Origin of the sequence: Halomonas sp. HAL1 (assembly GCF_030544485.1) — a bacterium.
Lineage (GTDB): Bacteria > Pseudomonadota > Gammaproteobacteria > Pseudomonadales > Halomonadaceae > Vreelandella > Vreelandella arctica.
In genome coordinates, this window is record NZ_CP130610.1 from 2,007,773 (window position 1) to 2,021,795 (window position 14,023).

The following is a 14,023-nucleotide window of genomic DNA, read 5'->3' on the forward strand; positions in this document are numbered from 1 at the left end:
TGCCGACAGCAGGGCAATACGGTATACTGGCCACACGCTAAGACGGCACCTGCGCCGATGCGCAAGAATGCCGCTGACTAGACGATAACCTAGGAGCTGTTAGTCCATGACCGTGATTCGCCAGGACGACGTTATTCAAAGCGTTGCCGATGCTCTGCAGTACATCTCTTACTATCATCCCAAAGATTTTATTGACGCCATGGCAGCCGCCTACGAGCGTGAAGAGAACCCCGCTGCTAAAGACGCTATTGCGCAAATTCTGATTAATTCGCGTATGTGCGCCACAGGGCATCGCCCGATTTGCCAGGACACCGGCATCGTCACCGTGTTTGTTCACGTGGGCATGAACGTTACCTGGGAAGCGGACATGAGCCTTGACGACATGGTCAACGAAGGTGTTCGTCGCGCTTATTTACTGCCTGATAATGTCCTACGTGCCTCGGTGCTAGCGGATCCTGACGGCAAGCGGGCCAACACCAAAGACAATACACCGGCCATTATTCACCACCAAATTGTGCCTGGAGACACTGTCGATATTCACGTGGCTGCGAAGGGCGGTGGTAGTGAAGCCAAGTCTAAATTTGCCATGCTTAATCCTTCCGACAGCGTCGTGGATTGGGTAATGGAACAGCTGCCGAAGATGGGCGCAGGCTGGTGTCCGCCCGGTATGCTGGGCATTGGCATCGGCGGCACCGCTGAAAAAGCGATGATGATTGCCAAAGAGGCGCTACTGGATCCCATCGATATTCAGGATCTACAGGCCCGCGGGCCCAGTAATCGCGCTGAAGAGATACGCTTAGAATTGTTTGATAAGGTCAACAAAAGCGGCATCGGTGCCCAAGGGTTAGGCGGCTTAACCACCGTGCTGGATATTAAAGTAAAAGACTATCCTACCCATGCCGCCAATAAGCCTGTAGCGATTATTCCCAATTGCGCAGCAACCCGTCACGCCCACTTCACCCTGGATGGCACAGGCCCAGCGGCGCTAAAAGCCCCGAAGCTTGAGGACTGGCCGGAAATCACTCGCGAAGCAGGCGATAACGTCAAGCGTGTCAATCTTGATACCGTTACGCCCGCTGAGGTCAAAACTTGGCAGCCAGGCGATACGTTGCTGTTGAACGGTAAACTGTTAACCGGCCGCGACGCTGCCCATAAGCGTATGGTGGATATGTTAGCCAAAGGTGAGCCGCTACCTGTCGATATGAAAGGGCGCTTCATTTATTACGTAGGCCCGGTTGATCCCATCGGTGATGAAGTAGTGGGGCCCGCTGGCCCAACGACCGCCACGCGAATGGATAAATTTACCCGCACCATGCTAGAAGAAACTGGCCTGTTAGGTATGGTAGGAAAAGCAGAGCGTGGACAAACCGCCATTGATGCTATTCGTGACAATGAGGCGGTGTACTTAATGGCGGTAGGGGGTGCAGCTTATCTGGTTGCTCAAGCGATTAAAAAATCCCGAGTCGTCGGCTTTGAAGATTTAGGCATGGAAGCGATCTACGAATTTGAGGTCGAAGATATGCCGGTGACGGTTGCTGTTGATAGCCTGGGCACATCGGTGCATCAAACCGGGCCTGCGAAGTGGAAAGAGATTATCGCTCAGTCGGCGTAACAAGAATGATAAGACTGATTAGGCTTTGAACGCCTAGGTTTTTAAGCGCATAAGGGCCTCGCTGACGGCGAGGCCTTGTTCTTTGTGAGGGCTTTATAAGGACGTGGCTATGACCTCCTGGTTGCTAGGGACCAGCATCTTATTGATACACTTATTGGGTATCGTTTCGGCCATTATGGCGTTAATGTCCAGTCGCACCTCTCAAGGGGCAGTGGCATGGATCATATCGTTGCTTACGTTTCCCTATGTCGCGCTTCCTGCTTACTGGTTTTTTGGACGGCCTCGATTTTATGGCTATGTGTCTGCGCGGGGGCAGCGTGACACTGTTCTACGCCGCGTGCTGGTACGTTACCGAGCTAATGTAGAGCCTTTTGTGGCGCCCTCTAGTAATGCAGATATTCAGGCGGTTGAGCAGCTTGCCATGATGCCCTTAACCTATGGTAATCACGCCACGTTATTAATCGACGGATCAGCGACCTTTGAAAGCCTTTTTGACGGCATTGATCGTGCCGAACAGTATGTATTGATACAGTTTTTTATTGTCCGCAGCGATGCTCTCGGGCAGCGCTTGAAACAGCATTTACAACGCGCTGCTCAGCGTGGCGTGCGCGTCTATTTTCTCTACGATGAGGTGGGGAGTCGTCAATTAAACGATGGTTACCTAAATGATTTAATCAGCGATGGGGTAGCCGTCAGTGCTTTTCGTTCATCAAGGGGCTTTAAACACCGTTTTCAGCTTAACTTCCGGAATCACCGCAAAGTAACGGTCATCGATGGCAAAGAGGGCTGGATAGGAGGCTTCAATATTGGGGTCGAATATTTAGGCGAAGATCCTCGGCATGGCCCTTGGCGTGACACCCACTTAAAGCTTGAAGGCCCCAGTGTATTAGGCTTACAAGAAGCGTTTTGGGAAGATTGGCACTGGGCTACCGATGAAGTGATTAGTCTGAACTGGATGGCTGAGACGTCTTCTTCAACTGATCATCATGTTGTTATTGTGCCCTCTGGGCCTGCAGATCGTCAGGATACTGCCAGCCTGCTGGTACAACAGGTTATTCATAGCGCAAAACAGCGCCTATGGGTGACCAGTCCTTACTTTGTTCCTGACCAAGGGGTGCAGGATGCACTGCGACTTGCGGCCATGCGCGGGGTAGATGTACGCGTCATGATTCCCGAACGACCAGATCACTTATTGGTTTTCCTATCAGCTTTCTCGTTTCTACCTGATATGTTAAGAGCAGGTGTGAAAATATACCGTTATCTTCCTGGTTTTTTACATCAAAAAGTAATGCTTGTAGATAACAGTGCAGCCACGGTTGGTACCGTAAATCTGGATAACCGTTCATTTCGGTTAAATTTTGAAATAACTGCCTTTATTCCTAACCAAGACTTTGCTGCCAGCGTGGAAGTTATGCTGGAAAATGACTTTTCACAATGCCGCCGGGTCAGCATTGATGAAATCAACCAGCGCTCAATGTGGATGAAAGTCGTATCACGTGCTGCCTATTTAATGGCGCCCGTCCAATAGACCGCAAAATAGGAAAACAATATGCGTGCACAAAGGGTGAGACAAGGAGTCCCGGGGTGAATCTCGAAACAAAATGGCTAGAAGATTTCGTTGCACTCGCCAGCACACGCAGCTTCTCTGCATCAGCACGACAGCGCCACGTAACGCAGCCTGCATTTAGTCGGCGCATTCGTGCACTGGAGCAGGCCGTTGATGTCACTCTTGTCGATCGTTCCACTACCCCAGTTGGGCTAACACCGGAAGGCCAGCTGTTTTTGGTTACCGCCCGTAATTTGGTCGAACAGTTAAACGAATCGCTTAGCCATTTGCGTGGGCTTTCGATTGCCAATGAAGCGCTGGATATTGTCGCCGCTCACTCCTTGGCATTAAGCTTTTATCCGCCTTGGATCTCCCGTTTACAACAGGGCTTAGGTGAATTGCCGACACGCCTAGTGGCAATGAACGTAGGTGAGGCGATACATGTGCTACGTGAAGGCAATTGCGATTTAATGCTGGCTTATTACGATCCCTTTGCCACCATGCAGCTCGATGCCGAAGTGTTTCCCTCCTTCTCGATCGGTAAGGTCAATATGCTGCCCGTCTCGCTACCCGATGCACAGGGAAAAGCTAAATTTTCCCTTCAGCATGACACTTCCATCCCTTACCTTTCCTATACGCAGGGTGCATTTTTGGGGCGCAGTGTACGTATGCTGCTGAAGAATGATCCGCTACGTATGAAGCTGCGTACCGTGTATGAAACGGCCATGGCCGAAGGTCTGAAAGGGATGGTATTGCAAGGGGTAGGCGTTGCCTGGATACCGGATTTCTGTATTCGTGAGGAATTAAAAAGCGGCCGCTTGGTCAGGGCGGGCGACCCGAGCTGGGACATTCCCTTAGAAATTCGCTTATACCGCTGCTCAATGGTGCATAAGCCCGGCGTGGAGCGTTTATGGCGGCAAATGATGAAATTACCCAGGGATTTCCTGCAAGCATGAACGTCCCAAGCGATTGCCGCCCTAATTCCTGAAATTTCTAGTTGCTTCCAAAATCGGCAGGCAGGCCTAGAAAATTCTGAATAATAAAAAAGTGGTCTTCAAACAGGCTCTCAGGTTCAAGGTCAGCAAGTGCCACCCAGCGCGCATGATCTCCCCCTTTAACAGGCTTTAAGCGAGGCAACTGTTGGTCTGGGCGTAACGCAAAGTAGAAAGCTTCTGCCAAAGTGCGCCCGCGCCAACTGCGGTGGGGTTCATCAAACAGACGCTGGCCACGCAGTGACCCCTTAAGCACAGGCTCGGGGACTTTTAACCGCAACCGTTCGCGCAGTTCGCGCAAACAGGCATCAAGTAAACGCTCATGAGGATTAATAAATCCGCCTGGCAGGGCGTAAAGCCCTTTACCCGGCGCCGCCGTACGCCGTACCAGCAATACATGGCCCGACTGCACCACGACCGCATTTACGGTGACAAAAATAGGCGGGTAGGGCGCATGGGCCCACGCCTGACGGTATTGATCCAACAACTGCTGCTCTTCCAGTAGCCGCTTATAAGCGCTGACGTGGCAAAACTTCTTTACACTTTCGACAACGCCGGGGGGTAGGTCGTGGTAAGCCCCCGTACTTAAGTAGTCATCGGTGGAGCTGGGCGAACGGAACAGGCGCTCTCGAATTTGACTCGCTGAAATCCCTTCTACCGACGGTACACTGACCGACTCCCATTGAGGGAATAGCGACAGGTAGTAGCTAGACTGCCCGCGGCTGGCTCCAATCAAACCAATGCGCGGTAGGCGGACATTGGCAGGGGCGGCTAAATCACGCACTTTGCGCTGAACATCGCGTACCCAGACATCATCATTGTAGAGTGCGTCCAGTAGCGGGGTAATCTCTAAGCGTTGATTGTCAGCCTCATCAAACCCTGAACGGAGCATGGCTTGACGTTCGTCAAATCGCCATGGGTTACGCAGCGAGCGTGCTTGCCACGCAGAGCCCACCAATACAATTACTTGCCGTGCGCGTTTTAGTGCTTCCCGAATAATCGCCAAGTGGCCAAGGTGAGGCGGTTGAAAGCGACCAATAAACACCAAACAGTCGAAATCGCATGCGGTTGTAGAGCGCGCAATATCGGTGGCCATCCAAGCTTCCTTTTGGTTTGGTGATGTTAGGGGGTCAACGTATCAGAAAACTGCGCTAAACGCTGTGGTTAGGTATGCTAGAAAAAAATAGGTTATTGATTACGTTTAAAATTGGCCTTAATACCAACGACACAGGGAGGGAATATGATAAAACGTGCGGCTAATTTTTGGTGGAAAGTCACCCAAGACGCCACCTCATTATGGCTGGAACGCAATGCGTTTAGCTATGCGGCTTCGCTCGCGTTTTATACGCTTTTCTCACTGGCACCCACGATTATTATTGCCGTCACGGTCATCGGTGTTGTGATGGGAGAAGAGGCCGCTCAGGGACAAATAGTCGCTCAACTACAGGGCACTTTAGGCACGGATGCCGCCGTCGCCATTCAAGACGCCGTTGCTCAATCCAGAATCGAAGAGTCTGGCCTTTTGCCCACGCTATTAGGTGTCGGCGCGCTTGTGGTAGGCGCCACCACTGTTTTTGCACAAATGCAGTTTTCACTCAATACAATTTGGGGCGTGACAGCCAAGCCAACCTCTAACAGTGCGTTAAGGTTTATCAAAAGCCGCTTGCTCTCGCTAACCGTAGTGCTGTCTATCGGATTTATACTGCTAGTGTCATTAGTGCTAGGGGTTGTGTTACGTGGCATGCTGTTTGCGGCGGACAATCTATTCCCATTCGCTAGCCTGTTTACCACCACACTTGAGTCGCTCATCTCTGTCGCCATGGTGACCCTCCTATTTGCGACTATTTTTAAGGTGCTTCCCGACGTGGTGCTGCGCTGGCAAGATGTGTTGATTGGTGCCGTTGTTACCGCCGTGCTATTTACCCTGGGCCGAAGCGTGATCGCGATCTACCTGGCTTATACGGCGACAGCGTCTACCTATGGTGCTGCCGGTTCAGTGGTAATGATCTTGCTGTGGGTCTACTACAGTTCGCTGATACTGTTGTTCGGCGCGGCATTTACACGCTCCTTACTGCTACGTCGTGGCCGTCCACTGGTACCGCGTAACAGCGCCGTGCTGATCAAGCATGAGTTTATGTAACATATAGTACGAGGAGGAAAGGATGACTGACTGCTGTGTACGTGCCTTGGTCACTGGTAAAGTGCAAGGTGTCTCATATCGCCGTGCTACTCAAGAGAAAGCGCTTCAGCAGAGCCTTACCGGTTACGCTAAAAACCTGCCTGATGGACGTGTCGAAGTGCTGATGTGTGGCCACTCCGATTCGGTCAAAGTCCTGAGCGAATGGCTATGGCAAGGACCGGAGGGGGCGCAAGTCACCCACGTCGAACTTGAGGTCTTGGATAATTGCCACGCCCCTAGCCATTTTGCAACTCACTAGGGCCTGCTTAGACCCTAGTGCTATCACATAATGCGCTAATACTTCTATTTAAGCACTTTTCCATTCGCGGATATTATTCGCCGTCAGGCTGACAATATTCTGGCGCGCTTCCGGTGTAATCCAGGCGTTGTGAGGCGTTACGATTAAGTTGAGCGGCTCGTGAAGTGCATCGAGCAGTGGATGGCCGTCTCTGGGCGGTTCTGCAGGCAGTACATCAACGCCCAAGCCGCCCAGCTTGCCACTGCGCAGCGCCTCTAGTGCAGCGACTTCGTCGATAACTCCGCCGCGGGCGCAGTTGATCAGCAGTAGTGATGGCTTTGCACTGGTCAGACGCTGTCGATTAATCAAATGCTTAGTAGCGTCACTAAGCGGGCAATGTAGGCTGATCACATCTGCTTCTGGGAGCAGGTCATCCAGCGCAGGACGCTTATCATTGGCTTCATTGCCCGGCCTGGCGGCGAAGGTCACGCGCATGCCAAACGCCTCCGCTAGGCGTGCCACTTCTGTGCCTAGCTCACCTTGCCCCACCATGACTAAATGTTTATCTGACAACTGCAGTGTTGGGTAGTCTTGCAAACAGAAAAAGGCGCTACGCTGCCATTCGCCTGCCGCGACATCACGCTGATAAAGCGGAAGCCGATTGGCTAATGTCAGCATCAGCATCAAGGTATGCTGAGAAACACTGGCGGTGCCGTAAGCCGCGACGTTTTTAACCTCGATATTCTGCTCTTTTGCCGTTTCAAGATCGATATTATTAAGCCCCGTAGCGAGCACACATATCAGCCTGAGTTTAGGCAACTGCTGTAACGTTTCAGCGTCAAGTACCACCTTGTTAACAATGGCGATGTCGGCATCCGCTAGGCGTTCAAGTGCTTGCTGGGTGGTACTTTGCTCAAACACCTCAAGGTGTGTGACTGACTCTCTAATAGCGCTTAAGTTGATCCCTGGGCCGAGGCTTTGCGCGTCCAGTATTACTGCATTAGACATTTTATTCTCTCCATTAACTGCCGAAGGCTGCATAACCTTGCTCGGCAGGGGTCACAAAAGGGTATAATGGCGGCGCTTATCAACCGCAGCCTTGGAATTTATCCCGACTGGCCACATATTGGCAGCTTGGCAGCGTTTGTGTTCGCCACTGTTCTTTTCTTTCAGCACTTGGTCTTACCGGACTAGGTCTGTCAGTACTGAATCTGTCAGGGTTGAGCTTTTTAGGAGCCAATAACATGCCCATCTATGAATATGAGTGCAAGGCCTGTGGCCATCGCCTGGAAAAATTGCAAAAAATTAGTGCCGATCCGTTGAAGGATTGCCCTACATGCCAAAGCGATGGCTTGGAACGGCTGGTCTCGGCCGCGGGTTTCCGCTTGGCCGGCGGCGGTTGGTACGAAACCGATTTCAAAACGGGTAGCAAAAAGAATCTGGTTGCTGATGGTAAAACTGCCTCCACAGAGACCGCTAAATCAAGTGATTCCAGTGCTACTCCCAAAAGCGTTACTCCCAGTGACAAAGGCGCCGCAGCATAACTGCGGCAGTCAGGGTCGGGGACGCCCGCGACACATTAATTGCCACGTAACAGAACAGGATTTGACATGCGCAGCCATTATTGCGGCCAGCTAAACGAAACTTTGGTGGATCAAACGGTTACGGTATGCGGATGGGTTCATCGCCGCCGCGACCACGGTGGGGTCATTTTCCTCGACATGCGCGATCGCGATGGCATCGCTCAGTTCGTGGTCGACCCTGATACCGCCGAGGCGTTCGCCACTGCCGACCGTGCCCGCAGTGAGTATGTCCTGCGTATCACTGGACGTGTTCGGCTGCGCCCTGAAGGTACTCAAAACGCCACCATGCCCACAGGCATGATTGAAATATTGGCGAAAGAGGTCGAAGTACTCAACACTGCGATTACACCGCCTTTCCAACTGGATGAGCATGGCAAGGTAGGCGAAGAGGTGCGCTTAAAGCACCGTTATATCGACCTTCGCCGTCCGGACATGATTGAGAAGCTACGCCTGCGTTCGAGCATTTCTCACAACGTACGTGCTTATCTCGAAAGCCAGGGCTTCCTGGATATCGAAACACCGGTACTCACGCGTGCCACGCCTGAAGGTGCCCGCGATTACCTGGTGCCAAGCCGTACCCACGCGGGAAGTTTCTTTGCACTGCCCCAGTCACCACAGCTCTTTAAGCAGCTGTTGATGGTGGCCGGTTTTGACCGCTATTACCAAATCGCCAAGTGCTTCCGCGATGAAGATCTGCGCGCCGACCGTCAGCCTGAGTTCACTCAGATTGATATTGAAGCGTCGTTTGTGGAAGAGAGCGACATCATGGGCATTACTGAATCCATGATTCGTCAGCTATTCCAGGACGTGTTAAAAGCCGAACTACCTGAATTTCCGCGCATGACTTGGCAGGAAGCAATGGATCGCTTTGGCTCTGATAAGCCGGATCTGCGCATCCCGCTTGAATTGACTGATGTCGACGATCTGATGCAGCAAGTCGATTTCAAAGTTTTCTCTGGCCCGGCCAGCGCGGATGATGGTCGTGTAGCGGCGCTGAAAGTACCCGGTGGCGCTAAGCTGTCGCGTAAAGAGATCGACGAATACACCAAGTTTGTCGGCATCTACGGTGCCAAGGGCTTGGCGTGGATCAAGGTCAACGAGCGCGCTAAAGGACTTGAGGGTCTGCAGTCGCCGATCGTTAAGTTCATGGAAAATATTGTTGAAGAGTTGCTCGATCGGGTAGGCGCTGAAGATGGCGATATCATCTTCTTTGGTGCAGATAAAACCCGTATCGTCAACGAAGCCATTGGCGCGCTGCGCGTCAAACTGGGCGCTGACCTTGAGCTCTACACTCAGGAATGGGCACCGCTGTGGGTAGTCGACTTCCCGATGTTTGAAGCTGACGACAATGGCCGCCTCAGCCCGCTTCACCACCCCTTTACCGCGCCTTCTTGCAGCCCGGAAGAGCTAAAGGCCGACCCAGCGAGCGCACTTTCGCGCGCTTACGATATGGTGCTCAACGGTACCGAATTGGGCGGCGGCTCTATTCGTATCCACGACCAAACCATGCAGAGCACCGTTTTCGAGATCCTCGGTATTGGTGAAGAAGAAGCTCAAGAAAAATTCGGCTTCTTGCTGGATGCGCTTCAGTACGGCGCGCCGCCCCATGGTGGCTTAGCCTTTGGTTTGGACCGCCTCGTCATGCTGATGGTGGGTGCTAAGACTATTCGTGAAGTCATCGCCTTCCCGAAAACCCAAAGCGCTGCTTGCTTAATGACGAATGCCCCAGGCGAAGTCAGTCCTGAACAGTTAAAAGATTTAAACATCCGTCTACGCCAGAAGGCCAAGCCGGAAACAGCCACCGAATAACGTGGTTGGTTAAGTGCCTAACACCGACGCTCCGGCGTCGGTGTTTTTGTATAAAGCCCCAACGAGTTTCGACGACATGGATGAGAAAAAGTCTGCTAATCCTGTCCGTATCCTGGGTATTGACCCAGGGTCACGCGTGACAGGGTATGGGGTAATCGACGTGGTCGGTGTGAAGCCCTGCTACGTGGCAAGTGGTTGTATTCGCACGGCGGAAGGGGCGCTAGAACAACGACTGGCACAGATTTATTCCGGTCTTAGCGAAGTCGTCGGTTTGCATCGGCCCAACCAAGTGGCTATTGAGCGTGTCTTTATGGCCAAAAACCCTGATTCGGCGCTCAAGCTGGGCCAAGCGCGGGGGGCGGCGCTTGTCTGCATGGCCAATCATGGATTGAGCCTTGCCGAGTACGCCGCGCGGCAGATTAAACAGGCGGTGACAGGCCAGGGCGGCGCGGACAAAGAGCAAGTCCAGCATATGGTGACCGCTATTCTGCAGCTTTCTGCTACTCCCCAGGCTGATGCCGCAGATGCATTAGCGATTGCGTTAACGCATGCCTTTAGTGGCTACGGCCTACCCGCCGCGCCAACGCGGGCCCGTCGTCGCTCCACAGGCCGCTGGCGGCTGTAACGGTTACTCTGCGTGTGGCTGAACTACTGGTCACCTGTACAGAGTCGCTTTATAGTAAACGTCTGTTTTCACCCTCTTGTTTTATTATTTCAACACCTGTGCGAGCGACTTTATGATTGGACGTCTAAGTGGCCAGTTACTGGCAAAGCAACCTCCCTGGATTGTGATCGACGTTCATGGTGTAGGCTATGAGCTGGAAACCTCGATGAATACGCTGGTAGCACTGCCTGCCGTCGGTGAAAGCGTTTCATTATTTACTCATCTAACAATTCGTGACGATGCTCATTTGCTATATGGGTTTGGTAGAGAGCATGAACGAGCGCTTTTCCGCGCGCTGATCAAAGTCAATGGGGTGGGGCCCAAGCTGGCGTTAGCGATTTTATCAGGTATGGATGAAGACGCCTTTATGCGCTGTGTGCGTGATGATGACAGCAAGGCGTTGACAACACTGCCGGGGGTGGGCAAGAAAACCGCCGAGCGGCTGATTATCGAAATGCGTGACCGCTTCCCCGAGTGGGAAGATGGCAGTAACGCACTACTGCCTCTAGAGGCCGCTAATGGCCGAGCATCCGCCCGTGATAGCCTTGCCGATGCAGAAGCCGCCTTAGTCAGCTTGGGGTACAAGCTGACTGAGGCATCGAAAATGCTCGCCGACATTGACCCTAATCAGTCCACCGAAGCACTGATTAAAGCCGCGCTCACCCAACGCATGAGCGGCTAAGCGAGCTCGCATTAGCAAACGTCAATTCGACGCTGTCATTTTGTAATCGTTATTAAGAAGAGCACTTATGCTAGAACACGATCGGCTGATCGCCGCTGAGCCCGAACAGGGGGAGGGGCGCATTGATTACGCAATTCGCCCTAAGCGGCTGGATGACTATATTGGCCAGCCGCGTGTCCGCGAGCAGTTGGAAATCTTTATTGGCGCCGCACGGCTGCGTGAAGAGAGCCTGGACCACACGTTGGTATTTGGCCCGCCTGGGTTAGGTAAAACGACACTTGCGCATATTATTGCCACCGAGATGGGGGTCGGAATGAAGTCGACCTCTGGCCCGGTGTTGGAGCGGGCGGGGGATCTCGCTGCCATGCTGACCAATCTTGAGCCTGGCGATGTGCTTTTTATCGATGAAATTCATCGTCTTTCGCCGGTGGTCGAAGAAGTGCTATACCCGGCCATGGAAGATTTTCAGCTGGATATCATGATTGGCGAGGGTCCGGCTGCGCGCTCTATCAAGCTGGATTTGCCCCGCTTTACCCTGGTGGGGGCGACGACGCGGGCAGGTTTATTGACCTCTCCACTGCGCGACCGGTTTGGCATCGTTCAGCGGCTTGAGTTTTATAATCTTGAAGAGCTAACTGAAATTGTTTCGCGCTCGGCGCGCCTGTTGGGGGTTGAAACTAGCCACGACGGCGCGATTGAAATCGCCCGCCGCTCCCGCGGTACGCCACGAATCGCTAATCGGCTATTACGCCGTGTGCGTGATTACGCTGAAATGAAAGGCAACGGTGTGGTCGATGTCGCCATAGCCGATGCTGCCCTCAATATGCTCAATGTGGACCACCACGGCCTGGATCATATGGATCGACGGTTACTGCTGGCCATGATCGACAAATTTGACGGCGGGCCAGTGGGCATTGACTCGCTCGCCGCTGCTATCAGTGAAGAGCGTGACACCATTGAAGATGTGATTGAGCCCTATCTGATTCAACAGGGCCTAATGATGCGTACACCACGCGGGCGTGTCGTGACCCGCCAAGCGTGGCTGCACTTTGAACGTGTGCCCCACGAGCAGGCGACCGACATGGAAGGGGAGCGCCGTCCGTGAGTGATTTGGCTAACGATAGTTATCGCCTGCCGCTGCGTGTTTATATGGAAGATACTGACGCAGGCGGCATTGTCTACTACGTTAACTACTTGAAGTTTATGGAACGGGCGCGTAGCGAATGGCTACGCCAATTGAACCTAAATCAGCAAACGCTGCTAGACGAAGGCACGCAGCTAGTGGTATACCGCTTGGCCTGTCACTATGCGAAACCGGCTTGCCTCGATGACATGCTGGAGATTAGTACTCATGTCACCGACATTGGTCGCTGTCGAATGACATTTGAACAGCAAGTTTGGCGTAATGAGGAACTCCTCTGCTCAGCGACAGTCGAGATAGCCTGCTTGAGCGTCGAGCGTATGCGACCTAAAGCATGGCCAGAATCGCTTAATAGTTTGATCCGGGCCTCTTAACCAAGAGGTCATTCACTGCGTCGGCAATACCGACCCTAATAGATTGATGAGGGCACCTGTGAACGATAACACCATGTCCATTCCCCACTTAATAATGAATGCCAGCACCGTGGTGCAGCTGGTTATGTTGCTACTGTTGGTGGGGTCGATCCTCTCTTGGGTGGTGATTTTCCAGCGTAGTATTGCAATGCGTCGTGCCAAGCAAGAGTACAACCAGTTTGAGGAGTCTTTTTGGTCGGGTGTCGACTTAAATGAACTCTACCGTGAAATCCCCGCTGATGATCCACGCCATGGTGCCGAGCATATTTTTCAAGCAGGGTTTCGCGAGTTTAACCGCTTAATGCCTAAAACCCGGGATGCAGATACCGTATTGGAAGGCGTGCAACGCAGCATGCGCGTTGCCTGGTCACGTGAAGAAGATCGTCTAACCCAACATCTGGTGTTTCTGGCGACGGTTGCGTCTGCCAGCCCCTATATCGGTCTTTTCGGTACCGTATGGGGCATCATGGGGTCATTCCAAGCGCTGTCACTGACCCAACAAGCGACGCTCGCAACGGTTGCTCCCTGGATTGCTGAAGCATTGATCGCGACGGCCATGGGTCTGTTTGCGGCTATCCCAGCGGTCATTTTTTATAACCGCTTGTCCAATACATCTTCTCGCTTACTCGGTAAATATGAAGATTTTGCCGAGGAGTTCCACGCTATCCTGCACCGTAATTTGCAAGGTCGTGATGGCAAGCCAAGCGCGAGTTAAGGGAGACAGCCATGCAAGGACCTTTCAATCGCAGCGGTAAAGGCAAACCAATGGCGGAGATCAATGTGGTCCCTTTCATTGACGTCATGCTGGTGCTGCTCGTTGTGTTTATGATTACGGCGCCCATGTTAACCCAGGGCGTACAAGTTGAATTGCCGCAAGTCACCTCTCAGCCTATAGAGACGCAGGAAGATAATGACCCCATTGTCATTTCGGTTGATAGCGAGGGTGGGTATTTCATCACATTGGGGGAAGACTCCAACTCAGTCTCGCTGGATGAGATGGCCGCGCGGGTAACCACGATTTTAGAGCGACGTCCCGGCACGCCAGTAATGGTGCGTGGTGACCGCAATGTGGCCTATGGACAAATTGTTGTCTTGATGAGCACATTACAAGGTGCTGGTGTGGCTAACGTGGGGCTGCTTTCTGAGCCGCCGCAAGATGGGTAA

The 14,023-nt window shown here is 52.7% G+C and carries 15 protein-coding genes; 13 read left to right on the forward strand and 2 right to left on the reverse strand.

Features of this window, described 5'->3' with window-relative positions; all coding sequences use genetic code 11:
- Positions 1 to 106: 106 nt before the first annotated feature.
- The 3 genes from Q3Y66_RS09410 to Q3Y66_RS09420 all read left to right on the forward strand — a co-directional run bounded on the left by Q3Y66_RS09410 (position 107) and on the right by Q3Y66_RS09420 (position 4,114).
- Positions 107 to 1,612 carry a fumarate hydratase gene (locus Q3Y66_RS09410; protein ID WP_008957995.1) on the forward strand — a complete coding sequence of 502 codons (1,506 nt, stop codon included), beginning with the start codon at positions 107 to 109 and terminating at the stop codon, positions 1,610 to 1,612.
- Between the two features lie 109 nt (positions 1,613 to 1,721).
- On the forward strand, positions 1,722 to 3,140 hold the full coding sequence (gene cls / locus Q3Y66_RS09415) for a cardiolipin synthase (protein WP_008957994.1): 1,419 nt from the start codon (positions 1,722 to 1,724) through the stop codon (positions 3,138 to 3,140).
- A 56-nt stretch (positions 3,141 to 3,196) separates the two neighbouring features.
- Positions 3,197 to 4,114 (forward strand): LysR substrate-binding domain-containing protein, encoded by a 918-nt coding sequence (locus tag Q3Y66_RS09420; protein WP_008957993.1) that lies wholly within the window; start codon positions 3,197 to 3,199, stop codon positions 4,112 to 4,114.
- A gap of 37 nt (positions 4,115 to 4,151) precedes the next feature.
- Here Q3Y66_RS09420 and Q3Y66_RS09425 read toward each other — a convergent pair whose 3' ends face one another.
- Positions 4,152 to 5,246: a bifunctional nicotinamide-nucleotide adenylyltransferase/Nudix hydroxylase gene (locus tag Q3Y66_RS09425; RefSeq protein ID WP_008957992.1), complete on the reverse strand. Its 1,095-nt coding sequence runs from the start codon at positions 5,244 to 5,246 to the stop codon at positions 4,152 to 4,154.
- 144 nt (positions 5,247 to 5,390) lie between these two features.
- Here Q3Y66_RS09425 and Q3Y66_RS09430 point away from each other — a divergent pair, with 144 nt between their 5' ends.
- Both Q3Y66_RS09430 and Q3Y66_RS09435 read left to right on the forward strand, forming a co-directional pair.
- Complete coding sequence (locus Q3Y66_RS09430) at positions 5,391 to 6,290, forward strand: YihY/virulence factor BrkB family protein (RefSeq protein ID WP_008957991.1); 900 nt, start codon at positions 5,391 to 5,393, stop codon at positions 6,288 to 6,290.
- Positions 6,291 to 6,312: 22 nt separating this feature from the next.
- Positions 6,313 to 6,588: an acylphosphatase gene (locus Q3Y66_RS09435; protein ID WP_008957990.1), complete on the forward strand. Its 276-nt coding sequence runs from the start codon at positions 6,313 to 6,315 to the stop codon at positions 6,586 to 6,588.
- Between the two features lie 48 nt (positions 6,589 to 6,636).
- On the opposite strand, the gene Q3Y66_RS09440 is transcribed toward Q3Y66_RS09435, so the two are convergent.
- Positions 6,637 to 7,575, reverse strand: coding sequence for a D-2-hydroxyacid dehydrogenase (locus Q3Y66_RS09440; protein ID WP_008957989.1), 939 nt, complete (start codon positions 7,573 to 7,575; stop codon positions 6,637 to 6,639).
- 236 nt (positions 7,576 to 7,811) lie between these two features.
- Here Q3Y66_RS09440 and Q3Y66_RS09445 point away from each other — a divergent pair, with 236 nt between their 5' ends.
- The 8 genes from Q3Y66_RS09445 (at position 7,812) to tolR (ending at position 14,023) form a co-directional block, all read left to right on the forward strand.
- Positions 7,812 to 8,111 (forward strand): FmdB family zinc ribbon protein, encoded by a 300-nt coding sequence (locus Q3Y66_RS09445; protein ID WP_008957987.1) that lies wholly within the window; start codon positions 7,812 to 7,814, stop codon positions 8,109 to 8,111.
- Between the two features lie 66 nt (positions 8,112 to 8,177).
- Positions 8,178 to 9,959, forward strand: coding sequence for an aspartate--tRNA ligase (gene aspS, locus Q3Y66_RS09450; RefSeq protein WP_008957986.1), 1,782 nt, complete (start codon positions 8,178 to 8,180; stop codon positions 9,957 to 9,959).
- A 76-nt stretch (positions 9,960 to 10,035) separates the two neighbouring features.
- Positions 10,036 to 10,584, forward strand: a complete 549-nt coding sequence (gene ruvC / locus Q3Y66_RS09455) for a crossover junction endodeoxyribonuclease RuvC (RefSeq protein ID WP_008957985.1) — start codon at positions 10,036 to 10,038, stop codon at positions 10,582 to 10,584.
- Positions 10,585 to 10,696: 112 nt separating this feature from the next.
- Positions 10,697 to 11,305: a Holliday junction branch migration protein RuvA gene (gene ruvA / locus Q3Y66_RS09460; protein WP_008957984.1), complete on the forward strand. Its 609-nt coding sequence runs from the start codon at positions 10,697 to 10,699 to the stop codon at positions 11,303 to 11,305.
- Between the two features lie 67 nt (positions 11,306 to 11,372).
- Entirely contained in the window at positions 11,373 to 12,410 is a 1,038-nt protein-coding gene (gene ruvB, locus Q3Y66_RS09465; RefSeq protein ID WP_008957983.1) for a Holliday junction branch migration DNA helicase RuvB, read from the forward strand.
- Entirely contained in the window at positions 12,407 to 12,820 is a 414-nt protein-coding gene (gene ybgC, locus Q3Y66_RS09470) for a tol-pal system-associated acyl-CoA thioesterase (protein ID WP_008957982.1), read from the forward strand. The genes ruvB and ybgC overlap by 4 nt, the downstream gene beginning before the upstream one ends.
- A 58-nt stretch (positions 12,821 to 12,878) precedes the next feature.
- The gene (gene tolQ, locus Q3Y66_RS09475; RefSeq protein WP_008957981.1) at positions 12,879 to 13,574 is read left to right on the forward strand and encodes a protein TolQ; all 696 of its coding nucleotides are present in this window, start codon (positions 12,879 to 12,881) and stop codon (positions 13,572 to 13,574) included.
- 11 nt (positions 13,575 to 13,585) lie between these two features.
- Positions 13,586 to 14,023, forward strand: coding sequence for a protein TolR (gene tolR, locus Q3Y66_RS09480; RefSeq protein ID WP_008957980.1), 438 nt, complete (start codon positions 13,586 to 13,588; stop codon positions 14,021 to 14,023).

Coding starts and splice junctions, on each gene's coding strand:
- Q3Y66_RS09410 (WP_008957995.1), top strand. CDS start 107: ATGACCGTGATTCGCCAGGACGACGTTATTCAAAGCGTTGCCGATGCT.
- cls (WP_008957994.1), top strand. CDS start 1,722: ATGACCTCCTGGTTGCTAGGGACCAGCATCTTATTGATACACTTATTG.
- Q3Y66_RS09425 (WP_008957992.1), bottom strand. CDS start 5,246: ATGGCCACCGATATTGCGCGCTCTACAACCGCATGCGATTTCGACTGT.
- Q3Y66_RS09430 (WP_008957991.1), top strand. CDS start 5,391: ATGATAAAACGTGCGGCTAATTTTTGGTGGAAAGTCACCCAAGACGCC.
- Q3Y66_RS09435 (WP_008957990.1), top strand. CDS start 6,313: ATGACTGACTGCTGTGTACGTGCCTTGGTCACTGGTAAAGTGCAAGGT.
- Q3Y66_RS09440 (WP_008957989.1), bottom strand. CDS start 7,575: ATGTCTAATGCAGTAATACTGGACGCGCAAAGCCTCGGCCCAGGGATC.
- Q3Y66_RS09445 (WP_008957987.1), top strand. CDS start 7,812: ATGCCCATCTATGAATATGAGTGCAAGGCCTGTGGCCATCGCCTGGAA.
- aspS (WP_008957986.1), top strand. CDS start 8,178: ATGCGCAGCCATTATTGCGGCCAGCTAAACGAAACTTTGGTGGATCAA.
- ruvC (WP_008957985.1), top strand. CDS start 10,036: ATGGATGAGAAAAAGTCTGCTAATCCTGTCCGTATCCTGGGTATTGAC.
- ruvA (WP_008957984.1), top strand. CDS start 10,697: ATGATTGGACGTCTAAGTGGCCAGTTACTGGCAAAGCAACCTCCCTGG.
- ruvB (WP_008957983.1), top strand. CDS start 11,373: ATGCTAGAACACGATCGGCTGATCGCCGCTGAGCCCGAACAGGGGGAG.
- tolR (WP_008957980.1), top strand. CDS start 13,586: ATGCAAGGACCTTTCAATCGCAGCGGTAAAGGCAAACCAATGGCGGAG.